The organism is Pseudomonas putida S13.1.2 (genome assembly GCF_000498395.2).
Taxonomy (GTDB): domain Bacteria; phylum Pseudomonadota; class Gammaproteobacteria; order Pseudomonadales; family Pseudomonadaceae; genus Aquipseudomonas; species Aquipseudomonas putida_Q.
On sequence record NZ_CP010979.1, the window covers coordinates 4,872,419 to 4,878,571 of the forward strand.

General features: G+C 62.5%; 7 protein-coding genes. 1 reads left to right on the forward strand and 6 read right to left on the reverse strand.

What is annotated here, in order from left to right; all coding sequences use genetic code 11:
* Positions 1-85 precede the first annotated feature (85 nt).
* Entirely contained in the window at positions 86-880 is a 795-nt protein-coding gene (locus tag N805_RS21585) for a tetratricopeptide repeat protein (protein ID WP_019473265.1), read from the reverse strand.
* Between the two features lie 207 nt (positions 881-1,087).
* On the opposite strand from N805_RS21585, the gene N805_RS21590 reads away from it, so the two are divergent.
* Positions 1,088-1,645, forward strand: coding sequence for a WYL domain-containing protein (locus N805_RS21590; protein ID WP_019473266.1), 558 nt, complete (start codon positions 1,088-1,090; stop codon positions 1,643-1,645).
* A 113-nt stretch (positions 1,646-1,758) separates the two neighbouring features.
* Here N805_RS21590 and N805_RS21595 read toward each other — a convergent pair whose 3' ends face one another.
* From N805_RS21595 to N805_RS21615, 5 genes are all read right to left on the reverse strand, one after another.
* Positions 1,759-2,622: an ABC transporter permease gene (locus N805_RS21595; protein ID WP_019473267.1), complete on the reverse strand. Its 864-nt coding sequence runs from the start codon at positions 2,620-2,622 to the stop codon at positions 1,759-1,761.
* Positions 2,623-2,636: 14 nt separating this feature from the next.
* Positions 2,637-3,500: an ABC transporter ATP-binding protein gene (locus N805_RS21600; RefSeq protein WP_019473268.1), complete on the reverse strand. Its 864-nt coding sequence runs from the start codon at positions 3,498-3,500 to the stop codon at positions 2,637-2,639.
* A gap of 6 nt (positions 3,501-3,506) precedes the next feature.
* On the reverse strand, positions 3,507-4,526 hold the full coding sequence (locus N805_RS21605; protein WP_019473269.1) for an ABC transporter substrate-binding protein: 1,020 nt from the start codon (positions 4,524-4,526) through the stop codon (positions 3,507-3,509).
* 17 nt (positions 4,527-4,543) lie between these two features.
* Positions 4,544-5,443 carry a TauD/TfdA dioxygenase family protein gene (locus N805_RS21610; RefSeq protein ID WP_019473270.1) on the reverse strand — a complete coding sequence of 300 codons (900 nt, stop codon included), beginning with the start codon at positions 5,441-5,443 and terminating at the stop codon, positions 4,544-4,546.
* A gap of 198 nt (positions 5,444-5,641) precedes the next feature.
* Entirely contained in the window at positions 5,642-5,983 is a 342-nt protein-coding gene (locus tag N805_RS21615) for a hypothetical protein (protein WP_012269973.1), read from the reverse strand.
* Between the last annotated feature and the right edge of the window lie 170 nt (positions 5,984-6,153).

Sequence of the window (6,153 nt, forward strand, 5' to 3'; positions counted from 1 at the left end):
ACAGGTACCCCACAAATGTTGAGGCTTGTGGTTTTCCTGTAGGAGCGGGTTTACCCGCGAAGAGGCCGGCTCAGGCAACAAAAAATCAGGGCTGGATCTGGTCTTCCAGCTTCATGGTCAGTGCCAGTGTGCTGCCCATCTGCACCGCCCGGTCCCGCCATTCCTGGTACCGCGCCGCATCACGGCTGCTGAAATGCACCGCCAGCTCCTCCGCCGCCTGCACCACCCCGGCCGCTGCCGCCAGCTCCAGCCAGTACAGCGCGGCCTTGAGGTCGGCCTCTACATACAGCCCGTGCATCAACCGGTAACCCACCTCGAAGCGGCAGCGTGCTTCACCCCGCTCGGCCCCGCGCATGAACCACTGGTAGGCCTGCACCAGGTCGACCTGCCAGCCCAGTTCGCCATCGCACACCTCCTCCTCATACAGGTCACCCAATGCCGCGGCCGCGTGCAGCATGCCTCGCTCGAAAGCCTGCCGGTAGCACTCCGCTGCCTGCACGTAGGAAGGGTCGATGCCTTTGCCAAAGTAATGCTGCTGCCCAAGGTTGAACCAGGCTGCGGCATTGCCCTGCAGGGCTGCCATGCGCAGCAGGTGGCCGGCCAGCACGGTATCGGCCCGCCAGTACTTGCCGTTGAGCCAGATCCAGCCAAGGTCGTTCAGCGCCGCCACGCTGCCTGACAACGCCTGGCGGCGCAGGTCGGCATATACCGCCTGCAGGTCGCTGGCCTCATCCAGGCGGTTGACCAGCATCGAGCGCTGGCTGGGCAAACCCACACCGGCAAACAGCCGCTGTCGCCTCCCGACCGGGGCCGGCGGCGCAATGACCCGCTCGGGAAGAAGGCGGGCAAGCAGCGAATGGATATTGCTGGCAGCAGACATGTTCATCCTCATTGAACGACGCACAACCCCAACCTTCGGCTGTGATGAGGCGTGATTCTGCGTGACGTCACGTCAAAACCTGTCGCGAACGATTCGGCACACGGCAACCAAATGCGAGTTCCTTGATCTGAGCAGGCTGTGGCCAATTGCCATACAACACGCGTGCCGCCATCCTATTGCGGCAAGCCTAGACAAGGACGTTACATTTTGCCGTTCGCCACCACTCGCGCCACCCTCAGCCGTCAGTGGGCGCTGCTGCGCCTGCTGCCCAGCCGCTCCCCAGGCATTACCAGCGCCGAGCTTGTCTGGGGCCTGCGCGATGTCGGCTTCACGGTCAGCAAACGCACTGTCGAGCGTGACCTCAACGAGCTGTCGCTGATCTTTCCGCTGGAGCGCAACGACAAGAGCATCCCGTTCGGCTGGCACTGGTCAGCGAGTGCGGTGGGCGAGTTGCGCGGTAACTTCGACTTGCTGACGCACCTGCGGGGGGATGCGTTGCAACCGGCGCGGGGTGAGGGCGTTGAGCTGGTGGCGCGGATCAGCGATGCACTGGCGCGGCAGTTGCGCGATGCGCCGTTGAGCAGCGACATGCAGCTGACGGCGCTGGAGCATGGGCATCGGTTGCGGGCCACGGTGAGTGACGGCTGGCCATTGCGCTGGTGGCTGTTGAGCCACGGGGATGGGTTGGTGGTGGAGCAGCCTGCGGTATTGAGGGAAGAGATTGGCAAGATCCTGAGCAATGCGGCAGCTCAGTACCTGAGTTGATAGCCTGTACTGGCCCTATCGCCGGCAAGCCAGCTCCCACAGGAAAGCCACAAGCCTCGCGACCTGTGGAGTACCTGTGGGAGCTGGCTTGCCGGCGATAGGGCCAGTACAGGTCAGCGCTGCATCCCCCAACGCCGCACGGTCAACCGCTCCAGGGTGTTGAACACCAACCCTTCCACCAGCAAACCGATCAGGATCACCACCGCCAACCCGGCAAACACCTTGTCGGTATACAGCTCGTTACGGTTCTGGAAGATGTACCAGCCCAGCCCGCCTTTACCACTGCTGGCACCAAACACCAGTTCGGCGGCGATCAGGGTGCGCCAGGCAAAGGCCCAGCCGATCTTCAGCCCCGACAGGATCGACGGCAAGGCCGCCGGCACGAGGATGTGAAGCACCAGCCGCAGCCCTTTCAGGCCATAGTTGCGGCCAGCCATGCGCAGTGTTTCCGAGACGCCCAGAAAGCCCGCGTAGGTATTCAACGCCAACGCCCACAGCACCGAATGCACCAGCACGAAGATCAGGCTGTTGTCGCCCAGCCCGAACCACAGCAAGGCCAGCGGCAGCAGGGCAATGGCCGGCAGCGGGTTGAACATCGAGGTCAACGTACCTAGCAGGTCCCGCCCCAACTGGGTCGAAACCGCCAGGCTGGTCAGGCCGAAGGCCAGAACGATGCCCAGTACATAGCCCTTGAGCAGGATCACCAGCGACACGCCAACCTTGGACGGCAGTTCGCCACTGATCATGCCGTCCCACAGGGCGGCGGCGGTTTGCACAAAGCCTGGCAACAGCAGGTCGTTGTCCTGATAGCGGGCGACGGCCTCCCAGAGCACAGCGATCACCAGCAGGATAACTGCCTTGCGCAGCCAGCCTTGCTGCCACAGGCGCTGGGCCAAGGGCAGTGGTCGTTCCACAGGCACACTGAGCAGGGGCTCCAGCTGCACCTCGTATTCCTGGCGTACAGGTGTAGTGGTCATGGCTGAAGCTCCTGTCAGTAGGCGATGCGAATATCGTTGAAGCCAATGTCGTCAGGCTGCTGCGGGGTATCCACCTCGTCAAACAGCAGACGGTGGATACGCCGGGCACTGGCCTGGAAGTCGCTGCCCCCCAGGCTACCCAGGTCGTACTGATGGCTGTGCACTTCGGCCCGTACCCGCCCCGGGTGCGGCGAAAGCAGCAGGATGCGGTTGCCGACCACCAGCGCTTCCTCGATGGAGTGGGTCACGAACAGCAGGGTGAACCGCACTTCCTCCCATAGCAGCAGCAGTTCTTCCTGCATCTTGCGCCGGGTCAGCGCATCAAGGGCGGCGAACGGCTCATCCATCAACAGGATCTTAGGCTGCGTGGCCAAGGCCCGGGCAATCGCCACGCGGGCCTTCATGCCGCCCGACAAAGTGTGCGGGTAGGCATCGGCAAAGGCAGCCAGGCCGACCTTTTCCAGGTAATGCAGCGCCCGGTCTTCGGCTTCGGTGCGCTTGAGCTGGCCCGACACCAGCAACGGGAACATGACGTTCTGCTTTACCGTTTTCCACGGTGGCAGCTGGTCGAACTCCTGGAACACCACGATGCGGTCGGGGCCTGGGCCACGGACCGCTTGGCCCTGCAGCAGAATCTGCCCTTCCTGCGGCTGGATGAAACCAGCCACGGCCTTGAGCAAAGTGGACTTGCCGCAACCGGAGGGGCCGAGCAGCACAAAGCGGTCGGCACGGTCGACTTCGAAGCTGACCTGGTGGGTGGCCCGCACCACGCGTTGCGCGGTGCGGTATTCAAGGCTGAGGTTATCCACCTTGAGCAAAGGCGGCGTTGCGACACGGCTCAGGTTGCTGGCCGTGTGGCCTGGCAATGGGGCGGTCATGATCGATCAGCTCCCCTGCAGCGGGCGTTCGTCCTGGAAGAAGTAGTCCTTCCACGATTCCGGCTTGTGCTTGATGGCGCCTACCCGATAGAGAAAATCGGCCAGCTTGTAGGTGTTCTTTGGTGTGACGGTGAATTCGTACTGCGGGTTGTCGATCAGCTTGATCAACGCGTCGCGGTCGATCTTGGCCTTGGTTACACGGATGTAGGTGTCAGCGGCAGCGGCCTTGTCTTTCTGGGCAAAGTCTGCGGCTTCGGCCAGGGCATCAACGAAGGCCTTGTAGGTTTTGGGGTTGTCCTTGCGGAATTTCTCGGTGGCAAACAGCAAGGTCGGCGAGTTGGGGCCGAGCAGGTCGTAGCTGTTGAGCACCACATGCACGTCCTTGTTGGCCAGTACCTGGTCCTGGAACGGTGGGTTGGAGAAATGCCCGTTCAGCTCGGTGCCGCCCGCCAGCAATGCGGCGGTGGCATCAGGGTGCGGTACGGCAAGGGTGTATTTGTCGAGGCGGTTGTATTCCTTGTCGCCCCACTGCTGGGCAGCGGCGTACTGCAGGAAGCGCGACTGCACCGAAACACCTACCGCCGGCACCGCGATACGGTCTTTGTTGGAAATGTCGGCGATAGTCTTCACGTTCGGGTTGCTGCTGACCAGGTAGTAGGGGAAGTTACCCAGCGAGGCCACTGCCTTTACGTTCTGCCGCCCCTTGGTGCGGTCCCACACCGTAAGCAGCGGGCCGACACCCGCGCCGGCGATGTCCACCGAACCGGACAGCAGTGCGTCGTTGATGGCCGAGCCACCCGACAGCTGGGCCCAGTCGACTTCGATGTCGATGCCCTGCTCCTTGCCGTGCTTTTCGATCAGGTGCTGGTCACGTACCACGTTCAGCAGCAGGTAGACGATGCCGAACTGCTCGGCAACGCGGATCTTGCCTTCGGCCTGGGCCACTGCGGGGGCGGCCAGGCTGCCGACGACCAGGCTTGCGCCCAGGCCGATGCTTGCCGCCAGGCGGCTGATGGATTTGCGCATGAAGATGTCCTCAGTCGTCAGAACGGGGCGTCGCCCTGGATGGTGGTGCGGTACAGCTTGCGACGCAGGTGCGCGGGGCAGCCGGTGGCCAGGTGAATGAGCGAGCGGTTGTCCCAGAACACCAGGTCGTGGGGCTGCCATTGGTGGCGGTAGATGTTCTGCTCCAGCACGCTCAGGGCGTACAGCTGTTGCAGCACGTCGCGGCTTTCGTCGTCTGGCAGGCCGACGATGCGGGTAGTGAAGCCTTCGCTGACGAACAACGCCTTGCGGCCGTTTTCCGGGTGGGTACGAGCCACCGGGTGAATGACTTCCTGTACCTGCGCCAACTGTTCGGCGGTCAGGGTCGGGCGCCAGTTGCCTTCAAATTTGGTCTCGCCGTAGCGGGCGGTGTAGGAGTGAGCGGCACTGCGGCCCTCGACTATTTTGCGCAGGGCGTCGGGTACGGCGTCCCAGGCTTTGTGCATGTCGGCGAACAGCGTGTCGCCGCCTTCGCTGGGCAGTTCCTGGGCATGCAGCATGGAACCGAGGCTGGGCAGCGCCTTGTACGACAGGTCGGAGTGCCAGAACTTGCCGGCATCACCCAGGCCGATGTTCTGGCCGTTTTCGATGATGTTGGAAACGATCAGGATCTCGGGATGACCTGTGAGCAGGAACTGCTTGAGCACATGGATCTGCAACTCGCCAAAGCGGCGGCTGAAGGCTATCTGCTGTTCCGGGCTGATGCGCTGGTCGCGGAACACCAGCACATGGTGGTCGAGGTGGGCGCGATGGATACGGGCGAAATCCTCGGCGTTGACCGGTTTGGCCAGGTCCAGGCCGATGATCTCGGCGCCTACGGCACCGGAGAACGGGCGGATTTCGAAAACTTGCGGCTGGGCGCTGTCGATGGTCGACAAGGCGTTCGAGGCGGCTGACATTTATCACTCCCACGCAGTGCGCGACTTCAATGGCGCGCAACGATCAGAAACGCACGGGGATTTCCCGTGTGGGTTCAAGTCGTGCGGCGCATCGATTGGTCGACGGGTACGCAGTGGTGTGACTATAAAGTCATAACGGCGATATTTTAAATACCTTTAAAGCATAATCATATCACTGTCGCCGGGGCTGGCCTGCTGTCAGATCAGCCCGCCCTGCTCTTCTTCGTCAATCAGGTTGTTGAGGCTGCTGAGCGCCTTGCGCGCGGTGGAGCGGTTGAGCAGCTTGGCCTGTGCGCCGGCGGGCAAGTCGGTGATCTTGAACACACCCTTGGCGGTCAGCACGTCGATGAGGTCCTCAAGCACGCGGATCATGTCCAGGTCACTTTGCTTGAGCTGGTTGAGGCTGTTTTCCACGACGTCATCGGCAAACCATTCCTGGATATCGGCATGGTCGGCGGGGAGCATTTCGGTGAACTGGTCAAAAGCGGCTGCTTCTACCCGCAGCAACTGGCCAGCGGCGTCGCGTTGCACGTAGAACATGGCGGTGTCCCTCGTCACGTTGGTTCCTTGTTGGTAGACAGCAGCATAGGCAAAGATCGCCGGGCGCGCAGGCCCGGCGCCAGAGTATGCGCTGTCAGCAGATTGCAGGAAAGACCCGTGTGGGAGCGGCCTTGTGTCGCGAAAGGGCCGCGAAGCGGCCCTTTAGCACA

What these genes read in the sequence shown, in the direction of transcription:
- N805_RS21585 (WP_019473265.1), bottom strand. Translation starts at nt 880, where the DNA reads ATGTCTGCTGCCAGCAATATCCATTCGCTGCTTGCCCGCCTTCTTCCC.
- N805_RS21595 (WP_019473267.1), bottom strand. Translation starts at nt 2,622, where the DNA reads ATGACCACTACACCTGTACGCCAGGAATACGAGGTGCAGCTGGAGCCC.
- N805_RS21600 (WP_019473268.1), bottom strand. Translation starts at nt 3,500, where the DNA reads ATGACCGCCCCATTGCCAGGCCACACGGCCAGCAACCTGAGCCGTGTC.
- N805_RS21605 (WP_019473269.1), bottom strand. Translation starts at nt 4,526, where the DNA reads ATGCGCAAATCCATCAGCCGCCTGGCGGCAAGCATCGGCCTGGGCGCA.
- N805_RS21610 (WP_019473270.1), bottom strand. Translation starts at nt 5,443, where the DNA reads ATGTCAGCCGCCTCGAACGCCTTGTCGACCATCGACAGCGCCCAGCCG.
- N805_RS21615 (WP_012269973.1), bottom strand. Translation starts at nt 5,983, where the DNA reads ATGTTCTACGTGCAACGCGACGCCGCTGGCCAGTTGCTGCGGGTAGAA.